Source organism: Flaviramulus aquimarinus (genome assembly GCF_039543205.1).
Classification (GTDB): Bacteria; Bacteroidota; Bacteroidia; order Flavobacteriales; family Flavobacteriaceae; genus Flaviramulus_B; species Flaviramulus_B aquimarinus.
Genome location: NZ_BAABJH010000001.1, coordinates 1,608,686 through 1,624,413, shown reverse-complemented (window position 1 = coordinate 1,624,413; position 15,728 = coordinate 1,608,686). Strand labels below are relative to the sequence as shown.

At 33.4% G+C, this 15,728-nt stretch carries 12 protein-coding genes; 9 read left to right on the top strand and 3 right to left on the bottom strand.

Annotated features, from left to right (window positions below; translation table 11 throughout):
* Positions 1-58 precede the first annotated feature (58 nt).
* The 4 genes from ABD941_RS07565 (at position 59) to ABD941_RS07550 (ending at position 4,473) form a co-directional block, all read left to right on the top strand.
* Complete coding sequence (locus ABD941_RS07565; RefSeq protein WP_345273503.1) at positions 59-2,056, top strand: glutamine--tRNA ligase/YqeY domain fusion protein; 1,998 nt, start codon at positions 59-61, stop codon at positions 2,054-2,056.
* A 144-nt stretch (positions 2,057-2,200) separates the two neighbouring features.
* Positions 2,201-2,686, top strand: coding sequence for a DUF1761 domain-containing protein (locus tag ABD941_RS07560; RefSeq protein ID WP_345273501.1), 486 nt, complete (start codon positions 2,201-2,203; stop codon positions 2,684-2,686).
* Between the two features lie 149 nt (positions 2,687-2,835).
* Positions 2,836-3,915 (top strand): GNAT family N-acetyltransferase, encoded by a 1,080-nt coding sequence (locus tag ABD941_RS07555; protein ID WP_345273500.1) that lies wholly within the window; start codon positions 2,836-2,838, stop codon positions 3,913-3,915.
* A gap of 60 nt (positions 3,916-3,975) precedes the next feature.
* On the top strand, positions 3,976-4,473 hold the full coding sequence (locus tag ABD941_RS07550; protein WP_345273499.1) for a hypothetical protein: 498 nt from the start codon (positions 3,976-3,978) through the stop codon (positions 4,471-4,473).
* A 71-nt stretch (positions 4,474-4,544) separates the two neighbouring features.
* On the opposite strand, the gene ABD941_RS07545 is transcribed toward ABD941_RS07550, so the two are convergent.
* On the bottom strand, positions 4,545-5,468 hold the full coding sequence (locus ABD941_RS07545; protein WP_345273497.1) for an SPFH domain-containing protein: 924 nt from the start codon (positions 5,466-5,468) through the stop codon (positions 4,545-4,547).
* A gap of 78 nt (positions 5,469-5,546) precedes the next feature.
* On the opposite strand from ABD941_RS07545, the gene ABD941_RS07540 reads away from it, so the two are divergent.
* A complete protein-coding gene (locus tag ABD941_RS07540) occupies positions 5,547-6,227 on the top strand; it encodes a hypothetical protein (RefSeq protein WP_345273496.1) in 681 nt (226 codons plus the stop codon).
* Positions 6,228-6,245: 18 nt separating this feature from the next.
* On the opposite strand, the gene gltX is transcribed toward ABD941_RS07540, so the two are convergent.
* Positions 6,246-7,757, bottom strand: a complete 1,512-nt coding sequence (gltX, locus tag ABD941_RS07535; protein ID WP_345273495.1) for a glutamate--tRNA ligase — start codon at positions 7,755-7,757, stop codon at positions 6,246-6,248.
* Positions 7,758-7,868: 111 nt separating this feature from the next.
* Positions 7,869-8,699 carry a transporter gene (locus ABD941_RS07530; RefSeq protein ID WP_345273493.1) on the bottom strand — a complete coding sequence of 277 codons (831 nt, stop codon included), beginning with the start codon at positions 8,697-8,699 and terminating at the stop codon, positions 7,869-7,871.
* A 110-nt stretch (positions 8,700-8,809) separates the two neighbouring features.
* Here ABD941_RS07530 and ABD941_RS07525 point away from each other — a divergent pair, with 110 nt between their 5' ends.
* From ABD941_RS07525 to ABD941_RS07510, 4 genes are all read left to right on the top strand, one after another.
* The gene (locus ABD941_RS07525) at positions 8,810-12,238 is read left to right on the top strand and encodes a DUF4175 family protein (protein ID WP_345273492.1); all 3,429 of its coding nucleotides are present in this window, start codon (positions 8,810-8,812) and stop codon (positions 12,236-12,238) included.
* On the top strand, positions 12,235-12,645 hold the full coding sequence (ybeY, locus tag ABD941_RS07520; protein ID WP_345273490.1) for an rRNA maturation RNase YbeY: 411 nt from the start codon (positions 12,235-12,237) through the stop codon (positions 12,643-12,645). Before ABD941_RS07525 ends, ybeY begins: the two co-directional genes overlap by 4 nt.
* A gap of 82 nt (positions 12,646-12,727) precedes the next feature.
* Positions 12,728-14,599, top strand: a complete 1,872-nt coding sequence (gene mnmG, locus ABD941_RS07515) for a tRNA uridine-5-carboxymethylaminomethyl(34) synthesis enzyme MnmG (RefSeq protein WP_345273489.1) — start codon at positions 12,728-12,730, stop codon at positions 14,597-14,599.
* Between the two features lie 102 nt (positions 14,600-14,701).
* A complete protein-coding gene (locus ABD941_RS07510; protein ID WP_345273488.1) occupies positions 14,702-15,562 on the top strand; it encodes a class I SAM-dependent methyltransferase in 861 nt (286 codons plus the stop codon).
* The last annotated feature ends 166 nt before the right edge of the window (positions 15,563-15,728 follow it).

Genomic DNA, 15,728 nt, shown 5'->3' with positions numbered 1-15,728 from the left:
TAATTTTGTTCAATATTTTTGTTTAATGGGGCGCTAATCCCAAACAATTAGATGTTTTATGCTTGAAGAAAGAAAATCGCTTAATTTTATTGAGCAAATTATAGAAGAAGATTTGGCTAACGGTATGTCTAAAGAAGATTTGCGTTTTCGTTTTCCACCAGAACCAAATGGATATTTACATATTGGCCATACAAAAGCCATAGGCATTAGTTTTGGCTTGGGCGAATATTATAATGCTCCTGTAAATTTAAGGTTTGATGACACCAATCCAGCAAAGGAAGAACAAGAGTATGTTGATGCTATAAAAGAAGATATTGCTTGGTTAGGCTATAAATGGGATAAAGAATTATTTTCTTCAGATTACTTTCAACAATTATACGAATGGGCTGTTTATTTTATAAAAGAAGGAAAGGCTTATGTGGATTCGCAAACTAGCGAAGCTATGGCAGAACAAAAAGGCACGCCAACACAACCTGGTGTTGATGGACCATACAGAAATAGGAGCATAGCAGAAAACTTGGATTTATTCGAACGTATGAAATCCGGAGAATTTGAAGAAGGCGAACATATTTTACGTGCTAAAATAAACATGCAACACACAAATATGTTGATGCGCGACCCTATAATGTACCGTGTTTTAAAGAAACACCATCACAGAACAGGAAATGATTGGTGCATTTACCCTATGTACGATTGGACACATGGCGAGAGTGATTATATTGAGCAAATATCACATTCCCTATGTTCGCTTGAATTTAAGCCCCATAGAGAACTTTATGATTGGTTTTTAGACCAAGTTGTAGACACGAACAAGCTTAGGCCAAAACAGCGCGAATTTGCCCGATTAAACTTAAGCTATACCATTATGAGTAAGCGTAAGTTACTTCAATTGGTTAACGAAGGTATTGTTACAGGTTGGGATGATCCAAGAATGCCAACCATTTCTGGCTTACGCAGAAGAGGCTATACACCAAATGCCATCCGAAAATTTGTAGAAACCGTTGGTGTAGCCAAACGAGAAAACGTTATTGACGTATCGCTTTTAGAGTTTTGTATTCGTGAAGATTTAAATAAAACAGCACCACGAGTTATGGCGGTTTTAAACCCCGTAAAATTGGTGATTACTAATTACCCAGAAGGAAAAGAGGAATGGTTAGATGCTGAAAACAATCAAGAAGACAAAAGTGCAGGCTTTAGAAAAGTCCCTTTTTCGCGTGAGTTATACATTGAAAAAGAAGATTTTAAAGAAGAAGCTAGCAACAAGTTTTTTAGGTTGAAATTAGGCGGTGAGGTTAGGCTCAAAAATGCTTATATTATAAAAGCTGAACATGTTAAAAAAGATGCCGACGGAAACATTACAGAAATTCATTGTACCTATTCTGAAGATACCACAAGAAGAGTAAAAGGCACATTGCATTGGGTATCTATTAAACACGCTGTAAAAGCAGAAGTTAGAGAATATGATAGGCTATTTATAGATGAAGCACCAGATAGCCATCCCGATAAAGGTTTTATGGAATTTATTAATCCAAATTCTTTAAAAAGCATTGAAGCTTTTGTAGAGCCCAGTTTAGAAAAGGCTAAGGTAGGCGATAGGTTTCAGTTTCAACGTTTGGGTTATTTTAATGTTGATGATGATTCGACTTCAGAGCATTTAGTATTTAATAAAACCGTTGGATTACGAGATACTTGGGCAAAGGTAAAACCAAAAAACAATTCAAATAATAATCAGCAAAAACAACCGCAACAAAATAACAGGCCAGCTATTGAACAAATAAAATCTTATGGTAAAAAGTATGATAGATTACCAGAGGACAAACAAGCAAAAGCAAAATCAGAGATTCAAGAATTAGCAAAAAATGTGAGTTATGAAGAGTTGGAGCCCTTGTTTAATACCTCAGTAAAAAAATCAGGAACGCGTATTATTACGATGATTGCCCTTGGTGTACTTTTAGAAAAAGGTTTAGAAAAAAATGAAACCATTCATGCTTTTATTGCTAAGGCATTAGAAGATAAAAATGCATTGCTTGTTACAGAAGCTCATGCAATTTCTTAAATAATTTTATTAGGGTTTTGTAAAACAATTGGCTGTCAATTTCTTCCTTGTTTAAGGACTATTTGTAACCTGTAAAATGTTAAAAAACAAACACCTATTAGAATTTTAGCTATATTTAACTACTAACTAAAAACATTTTTTAATATGGAATTATTAAACCCAGTTGCAATGTTAGTTGCAGCAGTTTCAGCATTAGTTGTTGGATTTATCTGGTACAATCCCAAAGTATTTGGGAATGCTTGGATGAAAGCGGCAGGAATGACCGACGAGCAAGTTAAGGGCGGTAACATGGCTAAAATTTTTGGCTTAGCACTACTTTTTGCATTTTTATTAGCAACAGCATTGCCGGGCATAGTTATTCATCAAATGGGTGTTTTTAGCTTAATCGGTGGCGATCCTTCGGTAGTGCTTCCATCTTATGAAGCTTTAATGGCAGATTACGGCGATGCTTTCAGAACCTATAAACACGGTGCGCTTCATGGTGTTTTAACAGGCGTTCTTATTGCTTTGCCAATTATAGGTACAAATGCTTTATTTGAGCGTAAAGGTGCTAAATATATTTTTATTAATGCAGGCTATTGGATTGTAACGTTAGGCGTAATGGGTGCAATTATTTGTGGTTGGAAATAAATAATCTTTTTGTAAACTTTTAACATATTTAAAGACTGAGAATCGTAATTTTCGGTCTTTTTATTTTTGTATTGATACACTATACGATTTATAACACATATAAGAACCTTCCAGAAAGCTGGAACACACTTGCAAAACAGGATGTCTTTTTGCAATCACATTACTTACAAGCCTTAGAAGCCGCTGCCCCAGACAATATTCAATTGTTTTATATAAGTGTTTTTAAAGACGATGTTTTAGTGGGTATTGTCGTTACACAGCGTGTACAGTTGTACTTAAAGGATATGTTTAGACAAACCAAGGTGTCTTGTGTCAAAACATTTTCTCAAGATTTGGTTTCAAAGGTTTTAAAAGGCAATATTTTAGTTATTGGGAATTTAACCCATACTGGGCAACACGGGTTGTTTTTTCAAAAAGAACAAATATCACAATCTCAGTTTTTTGAAGCGATATTTTCTGCCTTAAACGAAATAAAAGAGACGGTCAAGTCTAATCAAAACAAAACCATTAGATTGATTTTGTTAAAGGACTATTTTACAGATGACTCGATACATCATGAAAAGGAAAGTTTTAATACAGCCAAACTGCATCAGGTATTTGTTCAGCCCAATATGATATTATCCGTAAAGAAAGAATGGTCCACTATTGAAGATTACACGACAAGTTTAAATAAGAAATATCGAGATCGATACAAGCGCGCTAGAAAGAAATTAAATTCCATTAAATCTGTAGAATTAAACCTTGAAGCCATTAAAAACCATACTTCAGAATTGCACAAGTTCTACATGAATGTATCTAACAATGCTAAGTTTAATACCTTTTTGCTACCAGAAAATCATTTTTATAGCCTTAAACTTCAACTCAAAGAAAACTTTAAGGTATATGGTTATTATTTAAAAGATGAGCTGATTGGTTTTTATACATTAATTCTGAATAATGGTGCTTTAGAAACTTATTTTTTAGGTTACGATAGTGAACATCAATATCCCAATCAGTTGTATTTAAATATGCTTTATGATATGCTAAAGTTTGGTATAGAAAACAAGTTTAAATCTGTGGTGTATGCTAGAACTGCTATGGAAATTAAAAGTTCGGTAGGAGCAAAGACCAAACCCATGACAATTTATTTAAAACATACAAATAGCTTTCTGAATGGCATTCTAAAACAGGTTTTTAAATTGATGAATCCGTCGCAAGACTGGAATGAACGACATCCTTTTAAAAATTAAACAAGAGGGTTTGTTTGGATAAGCCGATTTCTTCGACTGAAAGACAATAAATCAGTTTTTATGAAATCATTAGTAACACTTTTATTACTGCTCCCGTTTTATGTTTTTTCTCAAAACATGGATAACGAAAAACTTGAAACCATTTATGCAACCGTTAGCGATTCTATAAAAGGAAATCCTGGTGCCTGGCAGTTTTTTATAAAGGAACTTCCTATAATGTCCATAACCGATGCGAATCATAATAGAATGCGGATTATGTCGCCAATAGCAGACTCAAACAGTTTAAGTAATGATTTGATTAAATCTGCATTGGTTGCCAATTTTCACACGGCTTTAGATGTTAAATACGCTGTTTCAGATGGCATTTTATGGTCGGTGTTTATCCATCCTTTAAAAGAGCTTTCTGAAGCCCAAGTTAAAGACGCTGTGAGCCAAGTATATTATGCAAATATTAATTTTGGTACTACGTTTGCAAGTACGTCGTTGACATTTCCTAGTAATATTAGTGAAAAGGAAGAAGAGAAAATCGACGAAATTCCTAAATTTAAAAAATTATAACCTTAAATATAAAAGCCTCAATATTAATTATATTGAGGCTTTATCTATGATTTTTAAAGAAGATTATAGAATTATTCTTTATTATTCTTTTTAGAATTCTTCATCGCTTCTCCAATTTGATTACTAGCAGTAAAACTAGCTACCATATCATTTAACATTTGACTTCCCGCTTGTGGTGAATTTGGCAACAATATCAAGTTACTATTAGTTTCTTGCCCAATAGATTGTAGGGTATCATAATGTTGTGTGACTACAATAAGTGCAGAAGCCTCTTGAGAGTTTATACCAACTTTGTTAAGTACCTCGACGGATTCCTCTAAACCACGTGCAATTTCTCGACGTTGGTCTGCAATACCTTGTCCTTGTAAACGCTTACTTTCAGCTTCAGCTTTTGCTTTTTCAACAATTAAAATACGAGCAGCATCACCCTCAAACTGAGCAGCAATTTTTTCACGTTCAGAAGCATTAATTCTATTCATGGCCTCTTTTACTTGAGCGTCTGGATCTATATCTGTTACTAAAGTTTTAATAATATCAAAACCATAATTCTGCATAGCATCATTTAATTCTGCTTTTACAGCAAGTGCGATATCATCTTTCTTAACGAATACGTCATCTAGTTTCATTTTAGGAACTTCAGCACGTACCACATCAAACACATAACTTGTAATTTGATCGTGTGGATAATCTAGCTTATAAAAGGCATCATATACCTTATCACGTATTACTTTGTATTGTACCGACACTTTAAGTCGTACAAATACGTCATCTAAGGTTTTGGTTTCTATAATAACATCTAATTGTTGAATTTTTAAACTCAATCTTCCAGCAATTCTATCAACTAATGGAATTTTTAATTGTAAACCTGATTGACGAATACTATGAAATTTACCAAAGCGTTCTATAATAGCTGCTGTTTGCTGTTTAACAACAAAGAATGACGAGATTAAAATAAATAATCCGAAAATAATAATGGGGATAAAAACAAAATTCATAATATTTTTATTAAAAAATGGTTAGAAAAATTAAGATACAAAAATTATACTATATTTGGCCGCTTATAACCCGAACTTATGAAGTATAACCGACTTTTATTATTAGTAGCATTAGCACTATGTTTTGTTACAAAAAGTTTTTCACAAAGAGGTAACTATCGAATATCAAATGGTATTGGTATCACAGGAGGTGTTACTCAATTTGATATTGTTACTGATAATTTTACCACCAAATCCTCTAATGGTTTTATTGGCGGGCTTAGTGCCGTGGTTGATATTCCCAACCGATGGTACAATATGAGTTTTGGTATGCAACTTTCTGAAAGTACTATAGAAATTTCAGGAAGACCAACTTTAACGAGTACCGAAGAAGCATTTATTGAATACAAAATATTTGCAGCCCAATTGGCTTTGTTAGGGCATATAAAAGTAATTCCTAACCATTTTACCATTGATGTTGGCCCGATGTTGCAATATAACGGGAAGCTAGAATTTAAAGATAAAGACCAAGAAGGTTATTTCGTAAATAATTATACTAATTTATCTACGGAAGACATCACGAATATTTCTCAATTTAATTTGAATGGGGCCATAGGAGCATCGATAGGCTTTAAAAACTTTAAATTGAAAGCCCAATATATTTATGGGTTTACTAATATCTTAAAGAAACTTGAAGGTAAAGTAGATGCTACAGGCGGAAATGCGCGTTTTAAAGGGAATCAAACCATGTTGGTTTTGGGTGCTATTGTTTCGTTTTAGTTATTAACGTTAATATATTTACAATATATTAATCACCCTATCAACACGCTTAACCGTTTCATTCTTCCCAATCATAAACATAATATCAAATACGTCAGGGCCTTGTAGAGTACCAACTAAAGCTAAACGCAGCGGCATCATCACTTTACCAAAACCAATATCCTTACTTGTTATCCAACCTTTAATAATAGTTTGAAGGGTTTCTACTGAAAAATCGTCGATGTTATTTATAATAGAAACAACTTGATTTAAAATATCTTTTGTACCCTCTTTAAACGCTTTTTTAGAAGCTTTTTCATCATAAGATGTTGGTGCAGTAAAAAAGAAATGGCTCAAATCCCAAAAATCTGAAACAAACGTTGCGCGTTCTTTTACTAAACCGATAACCATTGAGATATAGTTAATATCAATTTCAGCTAATTCAGAATGTTGATTTTTAAAAGTTTCAGCCAACACATCATTATCCTGTTCTTGCATATAATGATGATTAAACCACTTGGTCTTATCAGGGTCAAAACGCGCACCAGATTTATTGACTTTGGTTAAATTAAATGCAGTAATAAGCCCATCCATATTAAAAATTTCTTGCTCCGTTCCTGGGTTCCAGCCTAAAAAGGCTAAGAAGTTAACCATGGCTTCAGGGAAATACCCATCTTCTTTATAGCCTCTTGAAACATCGCCAGTTTTTGGGTCGGTCCATTCTAAAGGAAATACCGGAAAGCCTAGTTTATCACCATCACGCTTACTTAATTTTCCTTTTCCGGTAGGTTTTAAAATAAGTGGTAGATGTGCAAATTCAGGAGTTTCCCAACCAAAAGCATTGTACAATTGATAGTGCAAAGCCAAAGACGGTAACCATTCTTCGCCACGAATAACATGCGAGATTTCCATTAAATGGTCATCTACAATATTGGCTAAATGGTAGGTAGGCATACCATCACTTTTAAACAAGACTTTATCATCTAAAATATTGGTATCAATTTTAATATCGCCACGAATAATATCTGTTAGATGCAAAGTTTCATCTTGAGGCGATTTAAAACGAATCACATAATCTTCACCAGCATCCAATTTAGTTTGAACCTCGTTCGCGCTAAGCGATAAAGAATTACTTAATTTTAGTCTGTTATGCCAATTGTAAATAAAAGTTTTCCCTTTAGCTTCGTGGTCTTTTCTATGGAAATCTAAGGTTTCAGAAGTATCAAAAGCATAATACGCATTGCCAGAAGCAATTAAGGTATCCGCATATTGTTTGTATAAATCTCTGCGTTCGCTTTGTCGATATGGGCCATATGTTCCGGAGTTCACAGGGCTCTCATCAGCAGGCATGCCACACCAGTTTAAAGCATCAATAATGTATTGCTCAGCACCTTCAACATAACGATTTTGATCGGTATCTTCAATTCTTAAAATAAAGGTGCCATTATGCTTTTTAGCAAACAAATAGTTGAATAAAGCTGTACGAACTCCGCCTATGTGTAAAGGTCCTGTTGGACTTGGTGCAAAACGCACACGAACGTTTTTGGTCATGTTTTGTAATTTATGACTGCAAAGATAAAACGATATTTAGGAATAGAAATGGTTAAGCAGAAATGATTTTTTATCACGTTTGCTTATTTATGGAGTTTAGCACAAATACGTTTAAAATTTATGATAGACTCCAAAGCTTATGGCTGGGCTTTTTGCAACATTATTTCCAGAAAATGATCCTCCAAAACCAACATTAAGACCAAAACTATCAGTTATTTTACCAATTACTTTTAATCCATACGAGATGTATTCTTGGTCGTTAACATAAAGTGCTGTTAATTGATTTGTTATCGGTAAAACAATGTCTCCGTTTTTAAAAGATTCAACAATATCAATAAATGCAATTAATAGAATGTTTTTAAAAGGCTTTGTTCCAATTTCACCACCAAGTTTTAAATTACTACTGTAGTTGTTTGTTCTTATGTTTGCGCCAGCAAAAGCTTGAACATAAAATGTTTTAAAACTTCTGCTTGCGTTCAGGGTAGGCGTAAACGACCAAGCATCAATTCCTGTTCTAATACCTGTAGCATTATCAAAAGAACCCGTATTGGCTTCTATATTAAGTTGAGCAGCAATAACCCATGTATGGTTATAAACTTGATGTTTTAAACCCATTTCTATATTGCCTAAACTTGTTGAGGAACCAGCTCTTGTAATTTCTGTATTGTTGCTAACCAATTGTCCAGTTTCAATAAATTTTAGAGGCACATTAAGGATGATGGTCGTTTTATCGGAAAGCCCGTATTCACCATAAAACTGTAAGGTGTTATCTGTAATGTCACGTTCTGTGAGGTACTCCGGATTCCCAAAAATGGTATTATAACTGTTTATAGTCGTGAAAGACAGTTGTGTATAAGCTTCACCCTTCTTTTTTGTCCAACCGCTTTGAGCATAGAAAACTTGACTTAAAAGAAAAATAAGAACGGTTAATTTTTTTGACATAAACACTAAATTTAGATATTAGTAGTTTTCCTTTTAAGAACCTTGCACGAGGTTTAACAAAGATTAAAGATTTTGTTTTTATTAAATACACTATTTTTATAAAATCTATAATGAATCATTTTCAAGACATACAAAACAAATTAGAAGCCTTTATAAGGCGCTACTATACCAATGAATTGCTTAAAGGAACCATCCTATTTTTTGCTATTGGTTTGCTCTATTTTTTGTTCACACTCTTTATCGAGCATGTTTTATGGTTGAATACAGGCTCTAGAACGGTTTTGTTTTGGTTATTTATTGCTGTGGAATTAGGCTTACTCATCAAGTTTATATGTATTCCTTTAGCCAAGTTGTTCAAACTTCAAAAAGGGATTGATTATGAAGTTGCTTCAAAGATTATCGGGAAACATTTCCCTGAAGTTGATGATAAATTATTGAATGTATTACAACTTAATGAAAATGATTCAAAATCAGAATTATTGTTAGCAAGCATAGAGCAGAAGTCTCTAGAACTCAAACCCATTCCGTTTAAACTCGCTGTTAATTTTAAAAAGAATCTTGGGTATTTAAAATATGCCGCCATTCCAGTTATCATTTTATTATTAACTTTTTTAACAGATAATTCAGATTGGTTTAGTGATAGTTACAAGCGTGTAGTACATTATAAAACGGCTTATGAACCACCAGCGCCATTTCAGTTTTTTGTTGTCAACGATAATTTAAACGCCATAGAAAACAAAGACTTTAAGCTCATTGTAAAAACAGCAGGTGATGTGACTCCAGAAAGCGCACAAATAACCTATAATGATGAAACATACTTTTTACAACAAAAGGACTTAGGCGAATTTGAATATGTATTTACGCAGCCAAAAGAAATTATTACATTTCAGTTATTTGCTAACAACGTAACGTCAAAACCATATACGATTAATGTTATTGAAACGCCATTGTTATTAAGTTTTGAGATGGTTATGGATTATCCATCATATACCAAAAAAAGAGATGAAACCCTAAAAAGCACAGGTAATGCTTTAGTTCCAGAAGGCACACAAATTAAGTGGCAGCTTAAAACAAAATCAACAGATCAGGTCTTCTTATATTTTAAAGATACGCTTAGTTTTAGTTCTGAGAAAGCAGGCGTTTTTAAAGCTTCTAAACACATTTATAATAGTTTTGACTACACATTAAGCACCAGTAATAAAAACCTAAAGAATTACGAAAATTTAGCATTTAATATTGATGTAGTAAAAGATGAATACCCAGAAATTAACTTAAAAGTAGAGAAAGATAGTTTGGATTTACAAACGCTATATTTCTACGGACAGGTTAGTGATGATTACGGTTTCAGTAAGTTACAACTCGTTTACTATCCTTCTGAAAATGAAAAGGACAAACAGTTTGAAGCCATTCCGATTTCAAATTCAAATATTGCAGAATTCATCAGTGCATTTCCTAATAATTTAAATATAGTAGAAGGTGTTGCATATGATTTGTATTTCCAAGTATTTGATAATGATATAATTAACAGGTTTAAAAGCGTAAAAAGTAATGTGTTTTCATATAGAAAACGTACTAAGGATGAAGAAGCTCAAAAAAAACTGGAAGAACAAAGCAAAACTATTAAAGAACTAAACAAGTCTTTGAAGAAGTTTGATGAGCAAGAAAAAAAATTAGAAGAGTTAACCAAAACTCAGAAGGAAAAATCAAGTTTGAATTTTAATGATAAAAAGAAGTTAGAGTCCTTTTTTAAGCGTCAGAAACAGCAAGACGAGATGATGAAAAACTTCAATAAAAAGTTAAAAGACAATTTAGAAGAATTTCAAAAAGAAAACCCAAAAGAAGACCAATTTAAAGAAGATTTAAAAGAGCGGTTAAAAGACAATGAAGAGAAACTTGAAAAAGACGAAAAGCTATTAAAAGAAATAGAAAAACTTCAAGAGAAAATTAATAAAGAAGATTTAATTCAGAAACTAGATGAGCTTGCAAAACAAAACAAAAATAAAAAGCGAAGTTTAGAACAACTCTTAGAACTAACCAAAAGGTTTTATGTTGAAAAGAAGTTAGAAAAACTGAAAGAAGATTTGATGAAACTGGCTATTGACCAAGAGAAATTATCAAATGAATCAGAAGAAGAAAACACTAAAGAGAAACAAGATGATTTAAATAAAGCTTTTGAAGCCTATAAAAAACAAATAGAAGAACTAGAAAAGGACAGTAAAGCACTAAAAAAACCTATTGAAATCCCTAGGGACAAGTTAGACGAAAAGGAGGTTAAAGATGAACAGAAAAAGGCATCAGAAGAGCTAGAGAAAAAAGAACAAGAAACCCAAGATTCAGATAAAGAAAAACAAGAACAAGAAGCGCAGAAAAATCAGAATTTAAAAAACGCAAAGAAAAGTCAAAAGAAAGCGGCTCAAAAAATGAAACAAATGAGTCAGCAAATGCAAAGTGCCATGCAAGCAGGTGGTGGCGAACAAATGCAAGAAGATATGGATATGCTAAGACAAATTTTAGATAATTTGGTCTTGTTTTCGTTTGATCAAGAAGCCCTAATGGATCAGTTTAAATCCATTGAGGTTAATCATAATAAATATGCAATCTATCTTAAAAAGCAAAACAATATAAGAGAGCATTTTGAGCATATAGACGATAGTTTGTTTGCCTTATCGCTGCGTCAACCCAAACTTTCAGAACAAGTTAATAAAGAAATTACCGAGGTATATTATAATATTGATAAAGCCCTAAGTTTATTGGCTGAAAACCAGTTGTATCAAGGGGTTTCCAATCAACAATTTACTGTAACAGCCGCCAATAATCTAGCAAACTTTTTAAGTGATGTTTTAGATAATATGCAAGAAAGCATGAGCATGTCGCCAGGAAAAGGCGGAGAAGGCGATATGCAATTGCCAGACATTATTATGAGCCAAGAAGAGCTTAATAAAATGATGGAAGAAGGTATGAAAAAGGGAGAAAAAGGAAACCCTAAAGAAGGCGAAGGAAAGCAAGAAGGAAAAGGCGAGAAGGAAGGTGAAAAAGAAAAAGATGGAAAAAAAGGGAATAAAGGCGATAAAGAAGGTAAAGGTAAGGATGGAGAAAAAACAGGTGGAGAAGGCGAGGGCACTAATGAAGACCAAAACGGATTACTTTACGAAATCTATCAGCAACAACAGCAATTACGACAAGCATTACAAGACAAGCTTGCTAAAGAAGGTAAGAGCGGAAATGGTGATGCCTTAGTGAGGCAAATGGAAGATATAGAATTGGATTTATTAAATAAAGGTTTCACGCAACAAACACTTCAAAAAATGATGGCATTAAAGCATCAATTACTGAAATTAGAAAATGCCACATTTCAACAAGGCGAGGACAATAAACGAGAATCTGAAACCAATAAAAACCAATTTGATAACAATACCAATAACCAAATTCCAACAGCAAAACAATATTTTAAAACTACAGAAATATTAAATAGACAAGCTTTACCTTTGCAACACGTTTATAAAAAGAAAGTGCAAGAGTATTTTAAGAAAAGCGAATGATTAATTTCAACTACGAAACCAATTTTAAATTACATTCAGAGAAACAAATCTCAAAATGGATTACAGACACCATTGCTTCTGAAGAATACAAATTGGAAGAAATAAATTATGTGTTTTGCGATGACGATTACCTACATAAATTAAATGTAGAATTTTTAAATCATGATACACTAACAGACATTATTAGTTTTGATTATTCTATAGGAAAAATTATACAAGGCGATATTTTTATTTCAATCGAAAGGGTGGAAGATAATGCTAAAGATTTTGGTGTTTCTTTTGAAAAAGAATTGCAACGTGTTATAATCCATGGTGTCTTGCATTACTGTGGTTATAAAGATAAGTCTGATGAAGATGCCAAGGTCATGCGCGATAAAGAGAATCACTACTTGGCTAATCTAGCCTAAGATTAAAGAATTCAACGTATATTTGCAAACTCAAATTATTGAATTGTTCCACGTGGAACATGTTTTTTGAAAAAGAATAGCTATGTTTAACGAAGTATATGATGTTATAGTTGTTGGAGCAGGTCACGCAGGAAGTGAAGCTGCTGCCGCTGCTGCAAACATGGGAAGCAAAACACTACTTGTTACCATGAACTTACAGAACATTGCACAAATGTCTTGCAACCCTGCTATGGGCGGTATTGCAAAAGGACAAATTGTTCGTGAAATTGACGCCCTTGGTGGGTATAGTGGTATAGTTTCCGATACTTCGGCCATTCAGTTTAAAATGCTCAACAAATCTAAAGGACCCGCTATGTGGAGCCCAAGAGTGCAAAGTGATAGAATGCGTTTTGCAGAAGATTGGAGGTTGCTTTTAGAAGGCACACCTAATCTTGATTTCTACCAAGAAATGGTTTCTGGATTATTGATTGAAAAAGATAAAGTTGTCGGCGTAAAAACCTCTTTAGGAATTCAAATAAAAGCCAAGTCTGTTGTTCTAACAAATGGCACATTTTTAAATGGGTTAATCCATATAGGCGACAAGAATTTTGGAGGCGGTAGAGCGGGAGAGCGTGCAGCAACAGGAATTACAGAACAACTTGTTGATTTAGGTTTTGATTCCGGAAGAATGAAAACTGGAACACCGCCAAGAGTAGATGGACGCTCTTTGGATTATTCTAAAATGATAGTACAACCAGGAGATGATAATCCCGAGAAGTTTTCATATTTAGATACTACAAAACCATTAGAAAATCAACGTGCATGTCATATGACGTATACCAGCCTTGAGGTACATGATTTGCTTCGAGAAGGGTTTGATCGGTCGCCCATGTTTAATGGTAGGATTAAAAGTTTGGGGCCAAGATATTGTCCGTCTATAGAAGATAAAATCAATCGGTTTGCTGATAAAGACCGACATCAATTATTCATAGAGCCAGAAGGCTGGAATACCTGTGAGGTTTATGTCAATGGGTTTTCAACATCACTTCCAGAAGATGTTCAATTTAAAGCATTACGTTCCGTAGTTGGTTTTGAAAACGTTAAGTTTTTTAGACCAGGTTATGCTATTGAGTATGATTATTTTCCGCCAACGCAATTAAAACATACTTTGGAAACCAAGTTAGTTGAAGGCTTGTATTTTGCTGGACAAATTAATGGGACAACTGGATATGAAGAAGCGGCTTCACAAGGTTTAATGGCTGGAATAAACGCGAGCTTAAAAGTTCAAGACAAGGAGGCGTTCACTTTAAAAAGAGACGAAGCATATATAGGAGTTTTAGTAGACGATTTAATCACTAAAGGCACAGAGGAGCCTTATCGTATGTTCACGTCACGAGCAGAATACAGAACCCTATTACGTCAAGACAATGCCGATTTAAGATTAACACCAAAAGGATTTGAACTTGGAATAGCTTCAGAAAAGCGTTTAAAGCGTATGGAAGAGAAACATGATGCTGCTGAAAAGTTTGTGAGCTTTTTTGAAACGCAGAGTGTTAAGCCCGAGGAAATAAATCCTGTTTTAGAAGCTAAAAACTCATCACCAGTAAAACAATCCGGTAAGCTTTTTAAAGTATTTGCTAGGCCAAATATTGAAATGGAAGATGTTAGAAAAGTAGACAGTGTTGAATCCTATATACAAGAAAACAACCTAGATAGAGAAGTCATTGAACAAACAGAAATACAAGTAAAATATGCTGGGTACATAGCCAAGGAAAAGAATAATGCGGATAAGCTGACAAGGTTAGAGTATGTAAAAATACCAGAGAATTTTGACTACTCGCAAATTAAATCCATGAGTTTTGAAGCACGTGAAAAATTAAAAAAAATTCAACCAACTACCGTTTCTCAAGCATCAAGGATTAGCGGAGTTTCTCCAAATGATATTTCTGTTCTATTGGTTTATATGGGACGTTAATTGAACGAGTTTTAAAAACGTTCCACGTGGAACATTTAATTTATGCATTACCTTGGGCATAGTCGAAAGGTCTTTTAAAAAGTAAATTTTTATTTATTATCCGTGGCAAGCAAAAACCTAAATCATATCCGTTTAAAAATAAAAGACCACTCCGTTTCAGAGGAAGTGTTTGAGTTAATTCAGAATTCAGAATACGGTTTTCTGGAAACCACGCCACAACCATCTTCAGATAAATTAGCTGAATATTATAAAAGTGAAGACTACATTTCGCATACAGATTCGAAAAGAAATCTATTTGAAAAAGTCTATCATATAGTTAGAACAATCTCCCTTAAAAAGAAATTAAGCTTAATCAATGCTTTTGCTTCAAATGATAAAAATCTTCTAGATATAGGTTGCGGAACAGGTGATTTTTTACAAATCGCGCAGAAAAATAATTGGACGGTTTCAGGAATTGAGCCAAACGAACAAGCAAGGCGTATTGCCAATAGAAAAACGAATAATTCGATTTTTGAAATAGAACAATTATTAAAGTTTAAATCGAATAGTTTTGATATCATTACGCTTTGGCATGTATTAGAACATTTACCGAATTTAGAAGACCATATGGCTGTTTTTAAAAAGCTGCTTAAACCTAAAGGCACTTTAATTATAGCTGTACCAAATTATAAAAGTTATGATGCAAAACATTATAAACAGTTTTGGGCGGCTTATGATGTACCAAGACATTTATGGCATTTTAATAAAATGTCTATTTCCAAATTAATGGATAAACAATCCTTGGAAGTTATAAAAGTTATGCCCATGTGGTTTGATGCTTTTTATGTTAGTCTGCTTTCAGAAAAATACAAGTCTGGAAAAATGAATCCTGTAAAAGGGTTTTGGATTGGACTCCTTTCAAATATTAAAGCACTTCGTTCAAAAGAGGCTTCATCTTTAATTTACATCATTAAAAACAGTTAAAAACACCTCTTAAGCGCTTGTTTGAATGTTCTCTCTCTATAAATACAAATATGCTAACAATTTTTATAAGTGCTTTAAATCGTCTTAAACGCACTCGTTTTTAATAGAAATTAATTATATGTTCCTGTTTTTGTTATAAGAATTCATTATATGTTAAAATCAGAAT